The organism is Streptomyces sp. AA1529, assembly GCF_000280905.1.
GTDB lineage: Bacteria > Actinomycetota > Actinomycetes > Streptomycetales > Streptomycetaceae > Streptomyces.
On the sequence record NZ_ALAP01000073.1, the window covers coordinates 25934 to 47275 of the forward strand.

Annotated in this window: 16 protein-coding genes and 1 pseudogene; 12 read left to right on the top strand and 5 right to left on the bottom strand. The window is 72.7% G+C overall.

Annotated elements, in window-relative coordinates; all coding sequences use genetic code 11:
* Positions 1-214: 214 nt before the first annotated feature.
* Genes A949_RS34060 through A949_RS0120620 form a run of 3 tightly spaced genes read left to right on the top strand, consistent with a single transcriptional unit; the run spans position 215 to position 2472 of the window.
* Entirely contained in the window at positions 215-808 is a 594-nt protein-coding gene (locus A949_RS34060) for a TetR/AcrR family transcriptional regulator (protein ID WP_037707075.1), read from the top strand.
* Positions 805-1968, top strand: coding sequence for an FAD-dependent monooxygenase (locus A949_RS0120615; RefSeq protein ID WP_019357925.1), 1164 nt, complete (start codon positions 805-807; stop codon positions 1966-1968). The genes A949_RS34060 and A949_RS0120615 overlap by 4 nt, the downstream gene beginning before the upstream one ends.
* 21 nt (positions 1969-1989) lie before the next feature.
* Complete coding sequence (locus A949_RS0120620; RefSeq protein ID WP_019357926.1) at positions 1990-2472, top strand: nitroreductase family deazaflavin-dependent oxidoreductase; 483 nt, start codon at positions 1990-1992, stop codon at positions 2470-2472.
* 77 nt (positions 2473-2549) lie between these two features.
* Here A949_RS0120620 and A949_RS38215 read toward each other — a convergent pair whose 3' ends face one another.
* A complete protein-coding gene (locus A949_RS38215; protein WP_019357927.1) occupies positions 2550-2702 on the bottom strand; it encodes a hypothetical protein in 153 nt (50 codons plus the stop codon).
* A 363-nt stretch (positions 2703-3065) separates the two neighbouring features.
* Between A949_RS38215 and A949_RS0120630 the strand changes: the two genes are divergently transcribed.
* From A949_RS0120630 to A949_RS0120645, 4 genes are all read left to right on the top strand, one after another.
* Positions 3066-5129: an ABC transporter ATP-binding protein gene (locus tag A949_RS0120630; protein ID WP_019357928.1), complete on the top strand. Its 2064-nt coding sequence runs from the start codon at positions 3066-3068 to the stop codon at positions 5127-5129.
* A gap of 325 nt (positions 5130-5454) precedes the next feature.
* Complete coding sequence (locus tag A949_RS38220; protein WP_019357929.1) at positions 5455-5607, top strand: hypothetical protein; 153 nt, start codon at positions 5455-5457, stop codon at positions 5605-5607.
* 163 nt (positions 5608-5770) lie between these two features.
* Positions 5771-7192, top strand: a complete 1422-nt coding sequence (locus A949_RS0120640) for a lanthionine synthetase C family protein (protein ID WP_019357930.1) — start codon at positions 5771-5773, stop codon at positions 7190-7192.
* Entirely contained in the window at positions 7189-10551 is a 3363-nt protein-coding gene (locus A949_RS0120645) for a lantibiotic dehydratase (RefSeq protein WP_019357931.1), read from the top strand. Before A949_RS0120640 ends, A949_RS0120645 begins: the two co-directional genes overlap by 4 nt.
* Before the next feature lie 78 nt (positions 10552-10629).
* Here the strand turns inward: A949_RS0120645 and A949_RS0120650 are convergent, their stop codons facing one another.
* The 4 genes and pseudogenes from A949_RS0120650 to A949_RS0120665 form a co-directional block, all read right to left on the bottom strand.
* Complete coding sequence (locus A949_RS0120650) at positions 10630-10953, bottom strand: VOC family protein (RefSeq protein ID WP_019357932.1); 324 nt, start codon at positions 10951-10953, stop codon at positions 10630-10632.
* A 1082-nt stretch (positions 10954-12035) separates the two neighbouring features.
* Positions 12036-13013, bottom strand: a pseudogene (locus A949_RS34065) (IS481 family transposase); the annotation flags it as partial.
* 225 nt (positions 13014-13238) lie between these two features.
* Entirely contained in the window at positions 13239-14117 is an 879-nt protein-coding gene (locus A949_RS0120660) for an SDR family NAD(P)-dependent oxidoreductase (protein WP_019357934.1), read from the bottom strand.
* Complete coding sequence (locus A949_RS0120665) at positions 14114-14590, bottom strand: MarR family winged helix-turn-helix transcriptional regulator (protein WP_019357935.1); 477 nt, start codon at positions 14588-14590, stop codon at positions 14114-14116. The genes A949_RS0120660 and A949_RS0120665 overlap by 4 nt, the downstream gene beginning before the upstream one ends.
* Positions 14591-14918: 328 nt before the next feature.
* Between A949_RS0120665 and A949_RS0120670 the strand changes: the two genes are divergently transcribed.
* The 5 genes from A949_RS0120670 to A949_RS0120690 all read left to right on the top strand — a co-directional run bounded on the left by A949_RS0120670 (position 14919) and on the right by A949_RS0120690 (position 21122).
* Positions 14919-16274, top strand: coding sequence for an MFS transporter (locus A949_RS0120670; RefSeq protein WP_237735870.1), 1356 nt, complete (start codon positions 14919-14921; stop codon positions 16272-16274).
* A 14-nt stretch (positions 16275-16288) separates the two neighbouring features.
* Positions 16289-16942: a helix-turn-helix domain-containing protein gene (locus tag A949_RS0120675; protein WP_019357937.1), complete on the top strand. Its 654-nt coding sequence runs from the start codon at positions 16289-16291 to the stop codon at positions 16940-16942.
* A gap of 340 nt (positions 16943-17282) precedes the next feature.
* Entirely contained in the window at positions 17283-18035 is a 753-nt protein-coding gene (locus A949_RS0120680) for a GntR family transcriptional regulator (protein WP_019357938.1), read from the top strand.
* Between the two features lie 142 nt (positions 18036-18177).
* The gene (locus A949_RS0120685) at positions 18178-18393 is read left to right on the top strand and encodes a hypothetical protein (RefSeq protein WP_019357939.1); all 216 of its coding nucleotides are present in this window, start codon (positions 18178-18180) and stop codon (positions 18391-18393) included.
* 143 nt (positions 18394-18536) lie between these two features.
* Positions 18537-21122, top strand: coding sequence for a SpoIIE family protein phosphatase (locus A949_RS0120690; protein ID WP_237735871.1), 2586 nt, complete (start codon positions 18537-18539; stop codon positions 21120-21122).
* Positions 21123-21342 lie beyond the last annotated feature (220 nt).

A 21342-nucleotide genomic window follows, 5' to 3' on the forward strand; every position in this document is an offset into this window, starting at 1 on the left:
ACTTTCCTGGCGGGAAAGTGAGCACACCACTTTCCCGGTAGGAAAGTCAAGAGCCGGCGGAGGTGTGCGTGGGGCGGGCCCGGTGCGCCGGTCCACGGGTGCGGTGCTGTCGAGGGCGGACGCGGGCCCGCCGGGCTCGGGCTCCCGGTGCGGCGCCGTGCCGGTGCTGGAGGCGCGCCTTGCGGGCGTCGCGCCGCGGCGTTAAGTTACACATGTGACTAACTTGGTCGGTCGACCAAATTCTCCTCGTGGGCGCCGCCGCCGCGAAGAGCTCATCGAGGCAGGGCTCGCGCTGCTCGTCGAAGGCGGCTGGCCCGCCGTCACCACTCGCGCCGTGGCCGCGCGGGGTGACGCCAATGTGGGGCTGATCCATTACCACTTCGGCGGCCTGCCCGCCCTGCACCTGGCGATCGCCCGACAGGCGGGCGACGACGTGATGATGCCCCTCGTCGGGGAACTCCTCTCCTCGCCCGACGCCCGCTCCGCCCTCGACGTCCTGCGCGATGCCGTCCCCCGCATCACAGCGGACGAGCGGACCCTCCGGCTGGCCGTGGAACTGACCGCCGGGGCGCTGCGCAACCCGGAGATCGGTGCGGCCCTGCGGCAGGGGCTGCGCGAGGCGCGGGTCCGGATCGCCGACTGGCTCGCCACCCTCGACCCGCGGCTGTCGGCCGAGCAGAGGCTGGGGGCGGCCGCACTCGTCACGGCGTTGATCGACGGGATGATGCTGCACCGGCTGCTGGACGAGGACGTGCCCGTGGAAGCCGCGCTCACCGCGCTCGGCGAGCTGATCGGGGCCTCGTCATGAGGATCCTGATATCCGGCGGCGGGATCGCGGGTCTGACACTCGCCTACTGGCTGCACCGCTACGGGCACACTCCCGTCGTGGTCGAGCGCGCACCACACGGCCGACTCGGCGGCTACGGCATCGATTTCTTCGGTACCGGATACGACGTCGCCGCCCGCATGGGCATCGCCGACCGACTGGCGGCCCACCAACTCCCCACCGAGAGCATCCGCTACGTCGACGGAGCGGGACGTGTCGCGGCGCGCCTCGATCGCCGGCTGCTGGAGAAGGTGATCCGGGGACCGTACCTCGCCCTGATGCACACCACCCTCGAAGAGGCGCTGGGCGATGCCGTGCACGACAAGGCCGACATCCGGTACGGCCGCAGCATCACAGCCATCGAGCAGTCACCCGGCGGCGTCGGCGTCACCTTCACCGACGGCGAGTGCGAGAGCTTCGACCTGGTCCTGGGCGCGGACGGGGTGCACTCGCAGACCCGGGAGCTCGCCTTCGGGCCCGAAGCCGACTTCGCCCACCACCTGGGCTACGCCATGGCCTGCTACCCGGTGCCCGACACCTACGGGCTCGGGCCGCACCGCATCCACCACAGCGAGCCCGGCAGACAGACCATCCTCTATCCCAGTGACGTTCCCGGGCAGTTGATCGCGCTCTTCCTCCACCGCACCCAGGACCGCCGGCCCCCGCCGCGCGCACAACGCCGAACGGCGCTGCGCGGCGCCTTCGCCGACGCGAGCCCGCTCACCGCACAACTGCTCGACGCGGCGCCCGAAGAGGGCCTGTTCATGGACACGCTCACACAGATCACCATGCCGTCCTGGCACACCGGCCGTATCGCACTGACCGGCGACGCCTGCTCGGCGATGACCTTGACCTCCGCGCAGGGCGCCTCCATGGCGATGGCCGGCGGCTACCTGCTGGCCCAGGCCCTGCACCGGCACGACGACCACCGAGCCGCCTTCCTCGCCTACCAGAACCGGCTGCGCCCCGCCGTCCAGCAGCGTCAGCAGCGCGCCCGGGCCTTCGCCCGATCCCTCGTGCCCGCGACCCGCCCGGGCATCGCCGCCCAGCACCTCATCAGCCGGCTCGTCCTGCGCGACCTGTTCACCGGGCTGCTGCGGCGCGGCTACGGCGACACCATCAGCATTCTCGACCGCACATAGCGCACCTGAAGGAACACCGTCATGGAGATCGTCAAGCGTCCGGCCCCGCCCACCGGCATCCGCCGCCTGCTCTTCCGCGCCCCCATCCACCTCTACCGGCTGCGGCTGGGCTGGCTCTTCGGCGGCCGACTGCTCCTGCTGAACCACACGGGACGTGTCTCGGGCAAACCGCGCCGGGTCGTCATCGAGGTCGTCGAGCACGACCGGGCGGACGGCAGTTACGTGGTCTGTTCCGGATTCGGGCCCGAGGCCGCCTGGTACCGGAACCTCCTCGCCACACCCGAGGCGAGCATCCGGGTGGGTGTGCGGACCCGCCCGGTCACCGCACACCCGCTCGACACGGAGGAAGGCGGCGCCTTCATGGCCCGCTACGCACCCCGCCACCCGCGGACCGCCCGCAAGCTCGTGCGCTTCATGGGCTTCTCCGTCGACGGCACCCAGGAGGACTACCGGGCCGTCGGGCGGAAACTGCCCTTCGTACGCCTCAGCCCACGCAGCTCGTAGCGCAGCAGTGCCCGAGCCACAGCGTTCCCAGCCCCCTTCCGGCCTCCCCGGAGGCCGCGGCCGGTCCGCACGCGGTGTCAGGTCCGGCCGTCGGTGCGGCTCTGCGCGGCGGCCGGTTCGAGCAGCGGCTCGAAAGCGGACTCGCGGACCGGTGCGGCGCGGGAGCCGGCACCGGGGCTGAATTCCGGAGCCGCACCGCAAGTCACCGGCAGCGGCAACAGGTTGTCCACAGGCGTCTCCGGACGGGGTGTGCGGTCGAACTGGGCGCCTCTCTCTCGGATCTCTCGGATTTGCGCCTGTGCGACAGTACGGTGATCCCCCGCGGTCCACCGGCCGGAAGGTCCCCGCTGGCGGCAGTCACCTGCCTGAGCCCCGGGTTGCTGAGAGCGGCCGGAGCGCGGGCTCGGGGGCTGCTCCTGCTTCACGTGTCCGCCGGGTCCGCTGCACGCGGGGAAAGCCGCCCTCGTCCCCCGACGCGCCCGAACTGGAGGCCACGTGACCCCGAGCCGCACCCCCGAGAACGGCCTGGCCGTACGCCGACGACTCCGGGCGGACGGCGCCGCACGCCGCGCGCCGGCGCCCGGGAGGCCGGAGTGAGCGGGACGGCCGGCGCGGGCGGCCCCGAGCCCTCGGGAGCCGCGGCCGAGGACGGCGTCTCGGCGGCGGAGCGGGAGCTGTTCGGAGGGCGGCTGCGCTGGGACGACGCCTTCGTCGAGCACGAGGGCTCGGTGTCACGGCTGCGCTTCGGGCAGATGGCTGCCGCGCTGCCGCGCATGATGGGCGTGGTCCTGCGGGCCGGCTGGGAGACCGACCCGCGCGCGCTGGCCGGGGTGGTGGTGGCGCAGGCCGGCCAGGGCCTGACCACCGCGTTCGGGCTGGTGGCGATCAACGGCGTGCTCGGCAGTCTGTTCGCGAACGGGCCGACGGACGACAAGCTGCGGGAGTCGGTTCCGGCGCTGGTGCTGCTGGCCCTCGTCTCCGTGGGCATGGCGGTGCTGGCGGCCTGGTCGACGGCGCTGTCCGGCCGGCTGGAGCCGCAGGTCGAGCGGGCCGTCTCGCTCCGCTACTACCGGGCGGTCACCCGGGTGGAGGTCGCGGCGACGGAGCAGCCCGACATCCAACGTCACCTGGAGGCGGGCAAGTTCGGCACGGAATCGGCCCGGCGCATGCTCAGCCTGTCCGTGGGGGCCTCCAACGTCGTGATCGGCATGGTGGCCGCCGCCGTCGTACTGGCCTCGCTGCACTGGGCGCTGCTCCCGATGCTGCTGGCCATCGCGCTGCCCAAGGCCTGGGGGGCGGTGCGCTCGGCACGCCGGGAGTACACCTCGCGGCGCCACTGGGTGGACCACCGCCGGGCGGTGGCCACCCTGCTCCAGTACCTGACGATGCCGCACGCCGCCGGGGAGATCCGGGCGCACGCGGCGGGCGCGCTGCTGCTGCGCGGGTACGAGGAGATGTCCGGGCTGATGGAGACCGAGCAGCGGCGCCTGGCCCGCGCCCAGGCCGGGACCGACCTGGTCGCCGCGGCGTTCTCCGGTCTGGCGTCCCTGGGCTGCTACGGCGTGCTGTGGTGGCTGCTGACCAGCGGCGGGCTCCCGATCGCGGTGGGCGGCACCGCGGTGGTCGCCATCCGCACCTCCACCGCGCGGCTCACCTCGCTGGTGCAGCAGGTGAACCGCATGTACGAGGAGATGCTCCGGCTCGGTGACACCGAGGAGGCCATCCGGCTGGCGGCCGGGCATGCCATCCCGGCCACCGGGAGGCCGCTGCCCTCGCCGGTGCGGGAGATCCAGGTGCGGGACGTCTCCTTCGCCTATCCCGGGGCCACGGTGCCCGCACTGCACCGGGTGGACGTGTCCGTGCGGCGGGGCGCGGTGACCGCGCTGGTGGGCGCCAACGGCTCCGGCAAGTCCACGCTGGCCAGGATCCTCGGCGGGCTGCTGTTGCCGGACAGCGGTGACGTGTGGTGGGTGGGCCCGGAGGGGGAGCGGGTGGAGGTGCGCGAGGCGGTCCGCGCCGACGTCTTCCGGTCGGTGGGGATGCTGACCCAGGACTTCCCCAACTGGCAGATGACGGCCGCCGCGAACATCGCCGTCGGTGCCGGGGACCGTCCGCGGGACATGGCCCGGGTCCGGGAGGCGGCACGCGGCGCCGATGTGGCCGACCTGATCGAGGGGCTGCCGCACGGCTGGGACTCCATCGTCCTCAAGGGGTACGAACGCGGCGTGCAGCTCTCGGGCGGTCAGTGGCAGAAGCTGGGTACGGCCCGCAGCCTCTACCGGGACGCGCCGTTCCTGCTGGTCGACGAGCCGACCTCGGCGCTCGATCCGCACGCTGAGATCGAGGCGTTCGACCGGCTGCGGACCCTGGCCGACAGCGGTGTCGCGGTCGTGCTGGTCACCCACCGGCTCGCCGCGACCGCCTCCGCGGACCACATCTACGTCCTGGACCGCGGGCACGTCGCCGAACACGGCACCCACGAGCGGCTGATGGGCCGGGAGGGCGGACTGTACCGGGGCATGTTCGACGCGCAGGCCGCGCAGTACGGGCTCACTTCGCTCCCGGAGGCGGCCGTGGCCGCGCCCCGCAGCGGCACGGCTGCTTCCCCCGGCGACCCGGCTGTTCGACCGCAGCGGGGCGCGGGGGCAGCCGACTGAAGGCGGCCCGGCCGGAATTCCGCGTACTTCACAGGGGAATTCCGCGCAGCGCGGACAAGCGGAATCACGGATTTCCGTTGCCGGTGCTGCCGCCGGTCGCCAGAGGTCGTCGAACTGGCGGTGGTGGCGGTCCGTCGACGTCTCCCGACTCCGCGCCACCGGAGCCCGCAGCTGCGCCGTGAAACTCTCAAGTGGCGGATGTGACTGGTGTGTTGACGCTGCTGATGTTGCTCGATTACGTTCCACGAGGCTCCGGGAAGCCCGGCGTGTACGAGCGCCGATCTCGCGGAGACGTCATTGCCGACCTCTATCCGGAGGGAACGAAATGAACGAAGAACTGCTCGACGACGAGTTCGCCCTCGACCTGCGTGTGGGGCACACCGCGGTCTCCACCAGCTCCGCCGCCGCGACGAACAACGGCGGTTGCGAGACCTCGCGCACCTCGCTCTGCACCGACACGCTCAGCACCTGCTGCTGAGCCGCCACATCCGATGTGCTGACCCGCCGGGACCGGGGTGACGCACATCCATGGTGAGCCACGCGGAGGGCCCCGCGGTCCGTGCACAGGGGGTCTCAGAGCCCTCCGTCTGGTTGTTCGCCACGAAGGCCGAGATGCACCGAAGAGGCTGAGAGAGGGCGCCATGGAGTCCGGTCCGGCGGAGAGGGTGACCGACGACGAGGCTCTGCGGCTGGCCCGCGAAGTGGCCGACCGGCTCATGGAATCGGCCGGCGGTGCCGCGGAGAAGCCGGACCTCGCGGACGGCGCCCCCGGCATCGCGCTCGCCCTCCGGTACGCGGCCGAAGTCTTCGACGAGGACCGCTACTTCAAAGCCGGACAGCTCCATCTGCGGCACACCGCCGAGCTGAGTGCCGCCGCGCCCCTGCGGGCGCCCGGTCTGTACCTCGGCACCGCGGGTGTCGTCTGGGCGGTGGCCGAGTACGCGCGCCTGGAGCCGCGCTATCTCCCGACGCTGGCCACGATGACCGACCAACTCGCCCGGCAGACCCAGGCCATCGCACTGAACCCCGCGGCGGGAAACGTCGCCTCGCACGACTACGACGTCATCGGCGGCGCCGCCGGCTGGCTCGCCGCGCTGCTCAAGGCCGCGGACGTGCTCGGCGGGCGGGCGACGGACGCCACCCGGCAGGCCGCGGACCGCCTCGTCGACTATCTGGTGGAGCTGACCCGGGACGACGGCGGCCCGCTCAGATGGTTCTGCGCGCCCTCGCACTTCCCCACCATCCTGGGCCCCGACGGAGAGCCGACGCCCCTTCCGGGCTATGTGAAGCAGTTTCCCGACGGCGTGTACAACCTGGGATTCGCCCACGGGCCGCCCGGGATCCTCGCTGCCCTCTGCCGTCCCGACGCCGCCCGCGCGACCGGCACCGCGGACCAGGAGGCCCGCTCGCACCGGGTGCGGCAGGGCGTCCGCGAGCTCTCCCGGACGCTCGAAGCACTGCGCATCGACAGCCTCGACCATCCGGCATGGGCCAACCTCCTGCTGCCCCACCCGGACACCGGACGACCCGACACCGGCGCCGAGCAGATACCGGCCAGGAGCGCCTGGTGCTACGGGCCGCCCGGGGTCGCCGCGTCCCTGCTGCCGGCCTCGGCGGCCTGCGGCGAGCCGGAACCCACCGACCTGGCGGTGGCCACCCTCCTCGGCCTCGAACGCACCCCGGCCGAGCAGCAGCGCATCAACTCGCCCACGCTGTGCCACGGGCTGGCGGGGCTGGTGACCGTCTACGGCCGGGCCGCCGCCCAGACCGGCCTGCCGGAGCTGCGGCGCATGCACGACGCGTTCCTGTCCCGGATGTGCTCCTACGCGGACCCGCACCACCCCTACCTCTTCCCCGACTACGACCCGTGGGGCGGGCACGAGCACAATCCCGGCCTGCTCACCGGTGCCGCCGGAGTCCTGCTCGCCCTCCTCGGCGCCGTCTCCGACACGGCGGCCGGGTGGGACGAGCTGCTGTTCCTGACCCCGGGACCCGGCCCCGCGCGCCGGCCGGGCGGGAGCGGGGACGAGCAAGGACCGGACCGAGGCATGGGGGAGACGTGACCGAAGAGCGTGCCGACACCTACCGGGCCTGCGGGTTCTTCATGCTCAGGGCGCCGGCTCTGCCCGCACGCCCGATGCTCGAACTGCTCGGGTCGCTGCCCGCCGCGGCCGGCGAGGCCGCGCGCTCCGACGCCGGACGGGACGACTCCGACAGCCACGACGCCTACGCGAACCAGCTCCGCAAGCTGTGGTCCACCCCGGGTGTACCGGAGGCCGTGCGGGCCGCCTCGCCCCATCTGGCGGACGCCGTGGAGCGGTTCGACGGCCTCGGCGGCAAGGACCGGCGCAAGGCCGTCCGCGGCCTGGGCCGCTATCTGAACCGGATGAGCTTCCGCGCGACGCCGTTCGGCCTCTTCGCGGGCGTCACCACCGGCGTGTTCGGCGAGGAGCAGCGCACCCGGCTCGGCGACACCGCCATCGGAGCGGCCCGCGCACGCGCGGACTCCGGATGGGTCATGCACCTGGTCAAGCGGCTCGCCTTCGGTGCGCAGCCGCCCGGCGAACTGCGGGTGCGGCGCAACGACCTGGTCCACGTGTCCCGCGGCCGGGTGTGGCTGTCCACCGCCGAGGGCTATGGGCTCGACGCCGGAGCCGAGCCCGCCCGCACCGGCGCACCCGGCGACGGAGGCCGGAGCGCGCCCAGGGGCCGACGCTCCGTCAGCGTACGACTCACCGCGCCGATCCGGTCCGTGCTCGACCACACCCGCACGCCCATGACACTCGGCGACCTCACCGCCCGGCTCGCCGAGGACTTCCCGACGGCGGGCGCCGAGCGGATCGCGACCCTGCTGGACGGCCTCCTCGACAGCGACATCCTCATCACCGCCGAGCGCCCCCGGCTGCTGGTCCCCCCGGCCGGCCGCACGGACCGCGGCGCCTCGCTGCTGCGCTCGATGCTGCCTCCCGTCACCGACCCCGCCGTCGCCGGGGCGATCGACGGCGTGGAGGCCGCGATCGGCGCGTTCAACCAGGGCGAGATCCCGGTGGCCGAACTGCTGGAGGCGGCGAGCAGGCCGATGCCCGAGGCCGTCGGGGGCCACTCGGGTCCGACGCTCCAGATCGACTCGACGCTGAACCTCGACGCGCCGCTCGTCCTCCCCCGGGCCGTGGCCGGCCTGGCGGAAGAGGCCGCCCGCGTCTTCCGGCGCGTCGGCGCCGAGGACCGCTACCCGCCGCACCTCTCGGAGTACGCCGACGCGTTCTCCGAACGCTACGGCCACCGCTCCGAGATACCGCTGCTGGAGGCACTGACCCCGGAGACCGGCCTCGGCCCGCCGCGCCGATACCGCTCCCCGGGGCAGGCGTACCCGCTGCCGGGCGTCGTCCGGCGGGCCGAGGACGGCGCGGACCGGCCGGACGAGCGGCCCCGGGAGGCCGTGCTGAACCGGATGGTCACCGGGGCCCTGGCCCGCCGGGAGCTGAGCGTCCAGCTCGACGACCGGCTGCTCGACGAGCTCACCGAGGCCTCGGCCGCCGAGGACGACCACCGGCCGCCGATGCCGGTCCTCGATCTGTACCTCGGCCTGCTGCCGCCTGGGCCGGACCGTGAGCGCTGGCGCGCTGTCTGCGGCACGGCCGGAGTGGTGATGGGCGGGAGGACCTTCTCCCGCTTCCACGACCTCTTCGACGAGGAGACCCGCGCCTCGCTGCGGGAGCTGGCCGCCGCCGAGGAACAGCGCCAGGGCGACGCCGTCTGCGCCGAACTGTCGTCCCTGCCCCAGCACGCCCGTTCCGTCAACGTCACGATCCGGCCCACCGTGCACACCTGGGAGCTGCCGGTCAACGTCACACCGGGCCGGGACGAGGACCGGGTGATCCGGCTGGACGACGTCCTGGTCGGGGTGGCCGACGGGAAGCTCTATCTGCGCAGCCGCTCGCTGGGCCGCCGGCTGCACGTCACCGACCGCGCGATGCTCAACTGGGCGGGGGCGCCCGACCCCTGCCGGTTCATGCTGGAGGTCTCCCAGGGCCTTTCGGGCACGGTCTCGTGGTTCAGCTGGGAGAGCCTGACCTGGACCATGCCGTTCCTGCCCCGCGTCGAACGGGGCGACCTGGTGCTGCGCCGGGCACGGTGGCGGCTGCGCCCCGGCGACCTGGCACCGGCCTCCGCCGGCGGCGACGGCGAGGAGCGCCCGGCGGACGGCGGGGACGGCGAGGACGGCGGGCAGGCCGCGTTCGCCGCAGCCGTCCGAGCCTGGGCCGGGACCTGGCTGGTGCCCCGCCTGGTCAACCTCACCGACAACGACAACGCCCTGCTGCTCGACCTCACCAGCGCCGCCTCGCTGCGCGAGCTGCGCGACAGCCTGGACCGGGCCACCGAGGACGGGATCACCCTGGAGGAGGTCCTGCCCGCGCCGGACGAGGGCTTCCTGCGGGACACCGCCGGCGAACCGTACGCCTCCGAGATCGTGGTGCCCCTCGTCCGGACCGGCAAGGACCCGGGTCCCGTGGCCCGGCACATCCGGCCCCGGACCGTCCCCGGCGCCGCCGAGGACCCCGGGGCACGCAGCAAGCGGATCGGCAGCGACTGGCTGGCCGTGAAGCTCTACGCCGAGCCGGACGCACACGACACCCTGCTCGGTGTGGGCCTGGCCGGCCTCACCGGGCGGCTGGCCGAACAGTACGGCGTGCCCTCCCCGTTCTTCCTGCGCTACGGCGACCCGGCGCCGCACCTGCGGGTGCGGTTCCACGTACCCGAGGAGTCCGCGCGCGCGGACGTGCTGCGCGAGGTGACCGCCTGGGCCTACGACCTCGCCCGGGGCGGGCACCTCGCGGACCACACCTTCGTCAGCTATCAGCGCGAGGTCGAGCGCTACGGCGGCCCCGAACTGATCGCCGACTGCGAGGAATGGTTCCGGCAGGACAGCGCGGCCGTCGTCCGGCTCCTCGGCAAGCTGCGCACCTCCGGCACCGGTCTGCCGGGACTGCCGCCCCTCGGCCTGGACGCGTCCCGGGAACGTGCCGCGCTGGCCGCCCTCACCCTCGACCGGCTGTGCGGCTCCCTCGTCCCCGACCCCGCGGAGCGGCACGCCCTCGCCCGCCTCGCGGCGCGGCGCAACGCCGGCGGCGACCTCTACCGCACGGTCGGCCGCGGCCTGTGGGCCGCCCGCACGGACGACGGCCCGGCCCGTGAACTGCTCGACGGGGCCGACACGGTGTGGCGCCCGGCCGCGGAGCGGCTCACCCGGCGGATGACAGAGCTGGAGCGCACCGGCGGACTCCAGGCGGACCGCGGCGACATCGTGCTGTCCCTGCTGCACATGCACTGCAACCGCATGGGCCTGCGCCCCTCCGACGAGGCCCTCTCCTACGGCATCTGGCGCCGCCTCCTCGACCGCGCGGCACACGCCGCGGGGTGAGCAGGCGCGGCGGGGCGGCGGACCGCGGGCCCCCGGGGGACGTCCGCCGTCACCCGCGTCCGGGACGGCAGCCCGGGGTCACTCCGCGTACAGTTCGACTGCTCGGCCATCGGGGTCAGTGACGGTGTGCCGGCCCGGAGACAGCGGCGGTGTCAGCTCTCCGCCCCTCACCCGGAATCCCAGCCGCACACCGGAGACCGGGCGCCGGGCGGTCGCGGGATACAACTCCAGCACGCTGCCGTCGGGCAGCGCAGCCGCGTGGTGCACCGGACCGGTGCCGTGCTGCTCCCGCACGAAGGTGAGCCCCAGCCCGGCGTAGAACGCGCGGCACTCTTCGAGGCGACCGGTGTAGACGACGACCAGCGCGAGGCGGGCCGGGGACGGGGGAATCGCTGCCGTCATCGTGGGTGTCCTTCCGCGAGGGTGCCCGGGGGATGCCGGCACTCGTCGCGATCGATGATGCCGGGCCGGAAGATGCGATGCGTTCACCCAGGAGACGTGAGAGCCGCACCGGAACGTCGTTGTCGCGGACCGGTGCCGGTTCTGCCGGCACCCGTTCCGGAAACGGGCGCGGTGCCCGTCCGGTTCACTTCCGCACGGGGAGTCCGTGCGCGCGCGGACCGGCGGCACGGGTGTGTTCCGGGTGTTTCCGTGCGGCTTCGGCAGACGGCACGGACCAAGGGAGCGTACCGGCCGGTCGTCCCGAGGCGCTGCGCCCTGGCGGCCGGTACGTCTCGTTCCGCAAGCCGTGCCCGGGGCCGCGGTTGTCCGGACGTCCCGCCAGGAATGCTCCGCCCATGACAGGTGATGACAAGAACAGGCGTTCACAGTCCGGTGACGACGGCGGCTCCTCCAGCGGAAGCGACTCGGACGGCGGCGGAGAGTAGCCGACGGCTCGTCCTCGTCTCCGCGCACCGGTGATGTGCGGAGACGAGGCGTCGCACATCGGGGCGGAGACCTCCCGCGGGCTCGGGAAGCCGCGGAAGCTCGAGGCTCCGCGCAACTTCGCCCCGATGGCGGTCGGCGACTTCGACGGTGACGGACGCGCCGACCTGCTGCTGCCGCTCCGCCGCTCGGCATCGGACCCGGAACCGCAGCAGGGCAAGGGCGGCGGGGTCGGCGTGCTGCACGGCGCATGCTCCGGCCTGGGCGCCGGAAGGCCCGCCCGCCAGATCTTCGCGGGACGGAATGAGTTTCGGGGCATCTCCGGCGGTCGGCGGGGTCAACGGCGACGACCACCCGGACCTCGTCGTCGATACGCCCGACTTCCGGGGCGACGACGGGCTGGTCACCCTGCTCCCGGGAGGCGCCGACGGTCCGTCGGCCGAGGGTTCCCAGGAGGTCCACGCCCGGACCGAGGGGCTGCCGGGCACCCCCAACCGCGCCCCTGGAACCTCTTCGACTTCCGGCCTCCGCTGCTGGACACCGAGGGCGACGGGCACGACGAAGCTGTCGTCCTCGCCCCCCTGTTCAACAAGCGCGGTGTATTGACCGGCAGGGTTGTTGACGCGACTGATAGGCGGCTGACCGCCGAGCGCGGCATGGCATCGGTGGTAGTTGTAGGTGTGGAGGAAGTCGGCGAGGGCTTCCGTGCGTTCAGCGTTGCTGGAATACGGGCGCATGTACGCCCATTCGTCGAGCAGGGTGCGATTCAGGCGCTCGACTTTGCCGTTCGTCTGCGGGCGATAGGGGCGCGTGCGCTTATGGATGATGCTGGCGGCGCTGAGAGTCTGGGCGAACAGCCCGGATCGGTAGCAGGAACCGTTGTCGGTGAGGACACGCTCGACGGTGATGCCGTGCTGTGAGAAGAAGGTGTTCGCTCGCTCCCAGAAGGAGGCCGCAGTCTCCTTGCGCTCGTCGGACAGGACCTCGCTGTAGGCGAGGCGGGAGTGATCGTCGACGGCGGTGTGGACGAAGCAGTATCCGATCTTGGGACTGCCGTTCTTGCGCGCTTCGGTTGTGGCCTGTCGATTGCCGGCGGCCTGCTGGCGGGGCGTGATCCGATGTCCGCCGCCGTCGGGGATGTTGCCGAGCTTCTTGATGTCGACGTGAACCAGTTCGCCAGGACGCTCGCGCTCGTAGCGCCGAATGACTTGCCCGGTGGGCCGGTCCATCCAGCTCAGCCGGTTCAGCTGATGGCGGGTCAGGACGCGATGGACGGTGGAGGCGGGGATGTCCAAGATCGGTCCGATGCGTGCGGGACCGAGTTTGCGCTCGCGCCGCAACTTGCAGATGCGGCTTTCGACGTCGGGCGAAGTGCGGTGCGGTGTCGTCAAGGGCCGACTGGAGCGGTCATACAACCCTCCGTCGCCTCCATCTCGCCATCGCCGGACCCACTTATGGGCAGTTGCTCGGGAGATGCCCATCTCGTCGGCCACGTGGGCGACGGGCCTGCCGGCTCGGACGCGGGCGACCAGGAGCCGTCTGCCGTGGATAGTCAATCGTGCATTGGGGTGGGGCATAGGGGCGTCGTGGGTTGTGGGTGTTCAGTAGAAGGCGCCCCAGCCCGCCCAGGTGAGGTGGGGCCGGGGCGGTGGTCACGGTCTCCAAGGGCACTTCCCTGGCCCACTGGGCGGCGAGCAGTTCGGCGCCGGGAGCGTCGGCGGACTTCGCGAACTGTCCGACGCGCAGCGGGCGGTGACCATTCGGCGGCTGCCGTAGCAGGGCCTCTGGTGTTCGCGCTGCGTTTATGTCATGGGTGCGATGCCGAGGAGGGCGGCTGTCTTTTCGTAGACGATGCGGGCGAGGGCGTCATCCTGGGAGAGGGGGGATGGGGAGTCCGGCTGGGACCGGCTGAAGAAGCCGCCGCTGGGCTGCGGGGCCGACGGGGTGGTGGCGAGCCAGACGGAGGTTTGCACGCCCTCGTCGGGGGTGATGGCGAAGGGACGGAAGAGCGGGGCCGTCAGCCGCATCAGACCGCCGGCGTTGCTGTTGATCGCGGTGCCTTTCACCATGCCGGGATTGGCGTTGTAGACGCTCATGCCGTCGGGCAGGCGTTGGGCAAGCTCGCGGGTGGCTAGAAGGCTAAGGAGTTTGCTGGTTGCGTAGACTTTGATCTGGTTGTAGAAGCGGCTGTTCCACGATGTCCCCGCAACATCGGGGTCACTGGCGTCAAGCCTGCCGCGCTTCTCCACGAAGGTGGACAGGTTGATGACCCGCGCCTTGGGGGCGAGGGCGCCCCCCGCGAGCAGAGCGTGCGTGAGCAGGAAGGGAGCATGGTGGTTGATCGCGTAGGTGCGCTCAACACCGTCAACTGTCTGTTCATATCGGGGGAAGGCCGCCCCCGCGTTGTTGATGAGCACGTCCACCGAGACGGCATCGGCGGCCAGATTCATCGCGAGGTCGCGCACCTGTGACCACTGCCCCAGATCGGCAGCGTACGTCCGCAGTGCAGGCGCATTGTCTCCGGCGGGGGCGAGGGGGCGCAGGTGGTTGGCGGCGGCCCGGATGCGGGCCGCGTCACGGCCGACGAGGACGACGCTCTGCCCGGCTTTGACCAGGTGACGTGCCGTCACCAGCCCCAGGCCAGACGCACCGCCAGTGATGACTGTGGTCCCGCTGCTCATTGCTGTTGTTCCTTGTCGTGGTTGTTCTTGCCGGGGATGGGCTCGTCCGCCGACCGGACACCGTCGTTCACCTCTCGGAGCAGCGAATGAAGACGCAGTCTGCTCTCATGGTCGAGGTGGGCGAAGGGCGAGTGCCGGGTGGTGTGCTCGATGACGCGGTCGCGCAGTGCGCATCCCTCTGGGGTGAGCTGGACAACTTTCGCGCGTCGGTCGGTGGGGTGGGGAACTCGGCGGACCAGCCCGCGCTTCTCAAGCCGGTCGATCATCGACGTTGCGGTTGAGGCATCACAATGCAGGAGATCGGATAGGCGGCGCGCGGTCATCTCGTCCCCACGACTCAGCCTCCACAGCACGTCGGTCTGAGTGTCGGTGAGTCCCGCTTCGCGGGCCAGCCCCTTCAGCTCGCCATGGACCTGGGTGCGGATCGCAAACAGGCAGTCGAGCAGTTCTTCGTTCAACTGTGCGTCATCCATGCACCCAATAGTATATGGAGAATCCAATCATTTGAAATTCCACACATCTGCTGCGGCCTCGCCATGCCGCCAAGCCCCGCCACCAGTCGTCGCTGTCAACAAGGCTCGTGGTTGATACACCGGCTCCGGTCCCGGTGCGGTGTTCTCGTCCCCCCGGTTGCCGTGCGTGGCCCGGTTCCCGCGGCCGTGCCCCTTCCTCGGTCCCGGACCCCTGGGCATCCGGCGTTCCCGGCGGGCCATGCGCTCCCGTCGGTGCGCGGGCACCGCCGCGCCGACAACCCCCAAAGAAATGTTTGACGGTTGGCTCCGCGTGCCGCACACTCACCGCGTGGCCTTCTCCTCCCCCTCTCGCCCCGACCGCGACGTGCTCCGCGGGGTCCTGCGTCATCGCGCCTTCCGCGCGCTCACGCTGGGCCGGTCCCTGACCTTCTTCGGCAACTCCATGGCGCCCGTCGTGCTCGCTTTCGCCGTGCTGGACCTCGGCGGCTCCGCGGTGGACGTGGGACTCGTCGTCGGCGCCCGGTCCGTCAGCAGCGTGCTGCTGCTGCTCTTCGGCGGGCTGCTGGCCGACCGGCTGCCCCGGGCGCTGGTGCTCCAGGGCGCTGCCGCGTCCGCCGCGCTGGTGCAGACCGGGGTGGGACTCGCCGTGCTGACCGACCGGGCGCCGATCGGAGCACTGCTGGTCCTCAGCGTGGTGCAGGGGGCCGCGGCGGCCGTCTCCGTACCGGCGTCCGCCGCGCTGCTGCCCCGCACGGTGCCGCCGGGCGAACTGCGGCCCGCCAACGCGCTCTCCCGGATGGGGATCAACACGGGCATGATCGCGGGGACCTCGCTCGGCGGCATGCTGGCAGCCGTCGCGGGACCGGGCTGGGGCATGCTGCTGGACGGCGCGGCCTTCCTGGGCGCCGCGGCCGCCTACCGCCTGGCCGGGCGCGTGCTCGCCCGGCGCGGCGCGGTCACGTCGTCCGCGTCGTCCGCGTCGTCCGCGGAGGTGCTCTTTCCCGCTACGGCCGCCGAGTCCGCCGAGTCCGCCGGGCGGGCGCGGCCCTGGCAGGACATGCGCCAGGGCTGGCACGAGTTCGCCTCCCGCACCTGGGTGTGGGTGGTGGTGCTGCAGTTCTTCGTGGTGAACGCGGTCTCGGCGGGCGGCATCCAGGTGCTGGGGCCGGCTGTCGCCGACACGACCTTCGGCCGGACCGCCTGGGGCTTCGTCCTGGCCACCCAGATGGCCGGGGCGCTGGTCGGCGGGCTGCTCGTGGCGCGGTCCCGCTCGCGGCACGCGTTGCGGATCGGCGTGGCCGTCGTGGCCCTGGACGCGCTGCCGCTCGTCGCCCTCGCGGAATCGGCCGATCTGGCCCTGCTGCTGATGGCGATGTTCGTGAACGGCATCGCACTGGAGCAGTTCAGCGTGGCCTGGGACCTCTCGCTCCAGGAGAACGTCCCGCAGGACACGTTGGCCCGCGTCTACTCCTACGACGCCCTCGGCTCCACCCTCGCGCTCCCGCTGGGTGAGATGGCCGCCGGTCCGCTGGCGGAACGCTACGGCGTGCGTCCGACGCTGCTGTGCGGGGTCGGACTCGTCCTGCTGGTGACGGCGGGCGCACTGGGCAGCAGCCAGGTGCGGGGGCTGACTGCGGGCGGGCCGGTGCCGGACGAGGTCGCTCCGGAGCGCGCGGCGGTGTGAGGCAGACTGACCGGATGCCGCACTCCCGCTCCGGTCCGACCGACCCGCCCGGCCCGACCGACCCCGGCACCTCCCGTACCCGTGCCGCGCCGGACGCTGCCGCCGGTTCCGCGGCCTCGGAGGCCTCCGTGGCGGATCTGCGGGTGCTGGCCCATCCGCTGCGGCTGCGGCTGCTCTCCCTGCTGACCGGCGAGGCCTACAGCGCGGCGGAAGCGGCCCGGCTCCTGGACCAGTCGCAGGCGAACGTCAGTTACCACCTGCGCAGGCTGCACAAGGCCGGACTCGTGGAGGCGGTGGGCGAGGTGACCGTGCGGGGCGGCACGGCCAAGCGCTACCGCCACGATCCGGACAGCGGCGAGCGACTGGGCCGCGGCGTGCCGCAGGGCGTCGATGCGTACCTCGCGCTGGCCGGCGCGCTGGGCGAGGAGTTGCGGCGGCGTACGGCCCAGCGGGACACCGGGGTGCGGGGGGAGATGACCGACGCGGAGGTCTGGCTGGAGCCGGAGGCGTGGGCCGGGGTGCGCGAGCGCGCCAGAGAGGTGGGGGACGAACTGCACCGCTGCGCGCTCCCGCCCGGTACGGACGGCGCGGTGCGGGTGAGCGCGACGATGGTCCTGTTCGCGATGCGAGCGGCGGAGGCCACCCCGTCCGCCGGGCCGGCCGGCTAGGTCGGGCCGGGTCTCCTCCGGCCGGTATCTGCGGCGGCCGCGGACGCGTTGCGGCGCGCGGACGCGCCGGGGCGTTCCGCGCGCGTGCGGCGGAGTCCGGCGCACCGTGCCGTCCCCCGGCCCCGGTGCTGTTCCCGTTCCCGGTGTCCGCGGACGGCCCGCCCGTGCGGCGCTGTCGAGGCGGGTCGGACGGGTCTGAGCAGGTGCTCATCACATCGGGTGAAACTTTGGCCGACCGTTGCGGCCAACAACACTCTGTTGCCAAGCTGTTGCTGACCGTCAGTATCGCCCGGTACCAGTCAGCTTCATTCAGCATCTGGCCGAAACGGGGAGGGCACACGTGCCATTCGGTGAGCAACCCGCGTATCTGCGCGTGGCCTCGGATCTGCGCAGCAAGATCGCGGACGGATCCCTTCCGCCGCACACCCGCCTCCCCTCGCAGGCCCGCATCCGCGAGGAGTACGGCGTCTCGGACACGGTCGCGCTGGAGGCGCGCAAGGTGCTGATGGCGGAGGGGCTGGTGGAGGGCCGTTCCGGCTCCGGGACCTATGTGCGGGAGCTGCCGGCCGCCCGCCGGGTCTCCCGCACCGGCTACCGCTCGCTGGGGGAGTGCACGCCCTTCCGTCAGGAGCAGTCCGACGAGCGGGTGCGGGGCACCTGGGAGTCGCGGAGCGAGCAGGAGGACGCCTCGGCCGACGTCGCCGAGCGGCTGTTCATCGAGCGTGGCGAGCGGGTGATGCGCACCCGCTACGTCTTCCACGTCGGTGGCGACCCGGTGATGCTCTCCGTCTCCTGGGAGCCGCTGGCGGTGACGGGCCGGACGCCGGTGATGCTGCCCGAGGAGGGGCCGCTGGGCGGCCGGGGGGTGGTGGAGCGGATGGCCGCGATCGACCTGGTGGTGGACAACGTCACCGAGGAGGTCGCGAGCCGCCCCGGGCGGGCGGGGGAGATGACGGCGCTGGGTGGCGTCCCGGGGCACGCGGTGCTGGTGATCGCGCGGACCTATTACGCGGGGAAGCGCCCGGTGGAGACGGCGGACGTGGTGGTGCCCGCCGACCGATTCAAGCTGGCATACCACCTGCCGGTGAAGTAGCCGACCCGGCGCCTGCGGTGCGGTGCTGCTTCCGAGGTGCGCCGGGGCGCCGCCGTCGGGCGGGCGAACACCTGGCCGAAATGTTGACCGCAATGTGCAAAGCCGAATGCGGTGAGTGAGGGCCGGGCGTAAGCTCCGGCATATGCGAAGTGCGAGCGGCGACAGCGACGCGGTGCTGCCCTGGCAGCTCATCCGCCAGGACTGCCACGGCAACCGCTACCGCGTCGGCAGCTATGCCACCCGGACCGAGGCGCAGCATCTCGCCGAACGGCTGAGCGAACAGGCCGAGGGGTATCTGGTGGAACACCGGGACCGGCTGGCTGCGCACCCGGAACACGCGGACGGCGGTCGCGGCTGACGCCGCACGCGCCTCCGCTCCGTTCCCCTGACCCCGGCGCCGGGTGCGGCGCCCCGCGTGCGCCCCTTCGCTCCCCGTGTCCGATATATGGATAATGAGCCCACGTCGTAGGTATCCAGTTCCCGACCAGGGGCGTGGGCCGTGTGAGCACCGAACCCGCCGACGAGGCGACCTCGCTCCTGGACACCCTCCGCGTCGGGGTCGTCATGCTGGACGGGCACGGCACCGTCCTGGTCTGGAGCCCGACCACCCAGGAGATCCTGGGCTGGTCGGCCGAGGACACCATCGGCCGTTCGATCGAGGACTTCGTCGAGAGCGACGAGGCCGAGCGCCGCGCCCGCCGCAACAGCCTCGGCCGCGGCGGAAGCTGGCAGGGCATCCTGCACATCCGCCACCGGGCGGGGAACGTGGTCGAGGTCGAGGGCCGCGGCTCGCTGCTGCGGGACACCGAGCAGCACCCGTTCGTCCTGGCCAGCATCATGGAGACCAGCCGGCTGCGCGCCGTCGAGCACGATCTGGCCGTGCTGGACGCCCTGTTCGCCTCCTCGCCGCTGGGCATCGGGGTCTTCGACACCGAGCGGCGCTTCGTCCGCTTCAACGACGCCCTCGTACGACTGAACAACGCCACCCGCGCCGAGCTCATCGGCCACACCGTCGCCGACCTGCTCCCGGCCGCCATGGCCGAAGAGGTGCTGCAGATCCAGTCCAGGGTGCTGGAGACCGGGCGCTCGGTCGTGGACCTGGTGACCACCGCGCCCGACGGCAAGGGAGCCCGCTCCCTGTCCTACGCCCGGATCACCGACCGCAGCGGCACGGTGCGCGGGGTGAGCTGCACGGTCATGGACATCACCGAGCGGCTGGAGGCGCTCAACAAGGCGGAGGCGGCACGGCAGCGGCTCGCCCTGCTCGACGAGGTCGGCGTGGCGCTCGGCAACCTGCTGGACGTCCACGCCATCGCGCAGGCGCTCGCCGAGGTGCTGGTGCCGCGGTTCGCCGGCTACGCCGGGATCATGCTGCGCGACGAGGTCGCCGTCGGGGGCGAGCTGCCCGAACCGGTGATTCCCTTCGGCACGCCGCTGCGCCTCTTCGGGTTCGCCGCCCGGGAGAGCGGCGAGCGCGTGGAGCGGCTGCTGCGGCTGGGCAGCGAGATCCGCTACGAACGGGAGTCGCTGCTCGGCCGGGCGCTGGACACCGGCATGCCCCAACTCGCCGGTACGCCCGAGGAGATCCTGCGCGCCACCCGGTCCGGCGACCCCCGGGTCGAGGCCACCTTCGAGCTGGGGGTGCACTCGCTGATGGCGGTGCCGCTGCGGGCGCGCGGCACCGTGCTCGGGCTGCTGCTGGTGAGCCGGGCGCAGGGGGACGAGCCGTACGGGGACGACGACCGCGCGCTCGCGACGGAGGTGGCCGACCGCTCCGGCACCTTCCTGGACAACGCCCGGCTGTACGCGCGCGAGCGGGAGGGCGCGCTGATGCTCCAGCGCAGCCTGCTGCCACAGCGCATCCCCGAGCCGCCGGGAGTCGACCTCGCCTACCGCTATGTTCCGGGCAGCAGCGGTACGGAGGTGGGCGGCGACTGGTTCGACGTCATCCCGCTGCCGGGCGGCCGGGTCGCCTTCGTCGTCGGTGACGTGATGGGGCACGGACTGCACGCGGCGGTCACGATGGGACGGCTGCGTACCGCCGTCCGCACGCTGGCGGGCCTCGACCTGCCGCCGGACGAACTGCTCGCCCGAGTCAGCACGGTGGGGGACGACCTCTCCCACGGGCCCGACGACCCCCTGATGGCCACCTGTCTGTACGCCGTCTACGAACCTGCTCCCACCTCGGCGGGCTCCCGCTGCGGGGTGCTGACCATGGCGAGCGCGGGTCATGTGCCGCCGCTGCTGGTCACCCGCGAGGGGGAGAGCGGGTGCCGGGTCCGGCCCGTCGACGTGCCCTCGGGCGTCCCGCTCGGCGTCGTCGGACCCGAACCGGACCAGGAGTACCCGCTGACCGAGGCCGAGGTCGAGGAGGGGAGCATCCTGGTGCTGTACACCGACGGCCTGGTCGAGAGCAGAGGCGAGGACATCACCGAGGGCATCGACCGGGTCTGCGCGCTGCTCGCCGGTCCCGGCTCCCGCAGGTCGGCTCCCGATGACGGGTGCACCTGGAACGGTGCCGGCGCCCACGTCTCGACAGGACCCGTCGGTGCCACCGGCTGCGGCGGACTGGAGAACTCCTGCGACCTGCTCATCGACTCGCTGCGCGGGCAGCGCTCCGGCACCCCGGGCCGGCCCGGCACGGGGGACGACGTCGCGCTGCTGATGGCCAGGCTCGGCGGACTGCCCGGGCACACCGCCGCCTCCTGGTCCTTCACCCCCGGCAGCTACGCCGTGCGCAGGGCGCGCGAAGCCGTACGGAAGACACTGCGCGAGTGGCGGCTCAGCGATCTGGAGGACACCTGTGTGCTGCTGGTGAGCGAACTGGTCACCAACGCCTTGCGGTACGCGCACGGTCCCGTCGGAGTACGAGTGGTACGCGACATCGGCCGCGATCCGGCCGGGCCTGCCGGAGTGCTGATCGTGGAAGTGTCCGACCTGCTCCCCGAACCGCCCCGCGAGCGTGTCGTCACCGAGGAGCAGGAGGGCGGCCGGGGGATCCAGATGGTGGCCAGCGAGGCCCGCCGCTGGGGCACCCGGCACGGCCCCGAAGGCAAGACGGTCTGGTTCGAACTGGCGCTGCCCTGAGCGGACCGGGGCGTCGGCCGGTCGCCCCGTCCGCAACAGCAGCACCGGATGCGGCTCGGGTGGCGCGGGGTGGCGCGAAACCCCGGCGCGGCCCGGTACGTGGCCGGTGCGCACTCCTGGGGTTCGACCCGGCATTCCCTGGTTAGGAGTCAGGGGTGACTCCCGTGAACAGCGGGGGTGTGCGCGTATTGCCTCGTCGCGACAAGGAAGACTTGTGGCG